Below are 2,047 nucleotides of genomic sequence, written 5' to 3'. Positions count from 1 at the left end.
TTGTCTCCCCTCTTTGGACTACGGCACCGTCCCTCGAAGGACCGGCTTTGAATAACCGGCTCTCGAGAGGACCGGCCCGAGACCTTGAAGATTGCTATCCGATGAAGAAGATTTTGCTCGTCGACGACGACGAGGACGTTCTGGCCGCGTTGCACCGCCTGCTCGATCAGCCAAAACGAGCTTGGAGCTGCCGCACCGCCCGCAACGGTCGCGAAGCCCTCGCTCAGCTCGAGATCGAGGAGACGAACCTCCTCATCACCGACCTGAAGATGCCGGAAATGAACGGTTTCGAGCTGTTGGATGAGGTGAATCAACACTATCCCAAACTGCCCACCCTGGTGCTCAGCAGTTTGGCAGGTATCAGCGATATGGAAAATCTACAGAACCGCGACAACCTTCAAGTCCTAGAGAAGCCCGTCCACGCGACGGTCCTCGAAGATCTGGTCGCTCGGGCTCTGGCGGTCCCCGCTTTTGACTCCGGGGAAATCCCCGTTGAGAACCCGCGCCGTAGCCTTGGAAAGCCCTTCATGACCGACTCCGCCGCAGCCACCGCCGACACCACGGAGTTCCTCGATGGCCAGCCCATCGCGGAAGCCCAACCCGCCACGGAAGCAGGGCCTCCGTCGACGAACGACATCTCGACCCAGACCATTCCCATTGAGCCCGAGTTTCGCCTGCCGGAGCCGAGCTCCGGCGCGCTGGTGCTTCTGGTAGCCACCCGCAGCACCGGTGCCGTCCTCAGCCACTTGCTGCCGCCGCAGCTCGACGAAAGCCTGGAGCACAAACTATCCGGCGGCAAGCAGACCCTCTTCTTGGAGCCGGAAGTCATGGAACGGCTGAGCCTCGAAGGGCTCGAGGAGCTCGCCTTCGTCTGTAGCCGCCACTGCGAAATCCTCCGCCCCCTGCCGGACCACCCGGACTTCTTCCTCTACGGGCTGTTCCGCCGAGAGGACTTCAACATCGCCATGGCCAGCTTGACGCTGCGGTCCGTGGAGGCCAACGCCCACAAGCTGGCGACGCTCCAGGAGATCGCCCAAGACCCCGAGTCATGACCTGGGCCCGGGCTCAGGATCACGAGCCTCTGCAACTGCGCATCGTCTATGACGGTCCCGCGAGGGCGGGCAAGACCACCAGCCTGCGGGCGTTGGCGGAATCCTTCCAGCGACCGGTGGAGTCCCCCGGCGAGGCCGAGGGGCGCACCTTACTCTTCGACTGGATGGAGCACGTCGGCGGCCTCTTCGAAGGCCGGAGCATCCACTTTCAGGTGATCTCGGTCCCCGGACAACGGAATCTCGAGGAGCGCCGTCTGGCGCTGGTCGGTCTCGCCGACGCGGTGGTGGTGGTCGCCGACAGCAGTCCCGACGGCGTCGCCCAGCTGCGCGACCATCTGCTGCGGCTCCGTTCCCACCTCGAAGCCCGTGGAGGGCCACCGGTGGGCATCCTGGTGCAGGCCAACAAACGCGATCTCGAAGACGCCGCCCCCATGGACGAAATCCGCCGCTCCGTCGAAAGCACCGGAGCAGCGGTGGTGGAGAGCGTCGCCACCACCGGCGAAGGTATCCGCAGCGCCTTCCTCCAGGCCGTGCGCCTCGCTCTCGACCGCATCCGGGAGCACCGAGAAAGCACTGGAGAGCTCCACTCCGGCCCCGCGCTGGAAGGCAGCGACGAGCTCCTCGCCTGGCTCCGGGGTGGCTCCGGCCAATCTCCATCGACCGGCGACGAGCTCAGCGACGATGACGAGGCCCGCCAGGGTGAGGCCCGAAAACAATTGCGGCGGGTACTCGAAGCGGAGAGACAGACCGAGACGGCCAGCAGACCCTCCCCCACCGAGCCGGCGGTGCCCCGGCCCGAGGTGCATAGCTCCCAACTATGGCCCGCGGTGCGGGGCCGCCTGCACCTGATCTGGGCGTGGTCCGGCCGAGAGCTCGAAGCCCGTCCCGAAGAGGACGGGGCCTGGGCAGCCGAGGGAGCCTACCGTTGGCAAGTTCGCTCCCATCCCGAGGACCGCTACCCCAGCGTCGAGGCCGCCCGGACCGCCCTCGAAGAA

2 protein-coding genes are annotated in these 2,047 nt (G+C 65.9%); both read left to right on the top strand.

The window, feature by feature from the left end; translation table 11 throughout:
- The first annotated feature begins 101 nt into the window (after positions 1-101).
- The gene (locus tag SX243_26100; GenBank protein MDY7096459.1) at positions 102-1,052 is read left to right on the top strand and encodes a response regulator; all 951 of its coding nucleotides are present in this window, start codon (positions 102-104) and stop codon (positions 1,050-1,052) included.
- The coding region (locus tag SX243_26095) for a GTPase domain-containing protein (protein ID MDY7096458.1) at positions 1,049-2,047 on the top strand (999 nt) is incomplete at its 3' end. The genes SX243_26100 and SX243_26095, both read left to right, overlap by 4 nt.

It is taken from the genome of Acidobacteriota bacterium, assembly GCA_034211275.1.
Lineage (GTDB): Bacteria > Acidobacteriota > Thermoanaerobaculia > Multivoradales > JAHZIX01 > JAGQSE01.
Note: the sequence above shows the minus strand (reverse complement) of the source record. Positions and strands in the feature narration are given on the sequence as shown.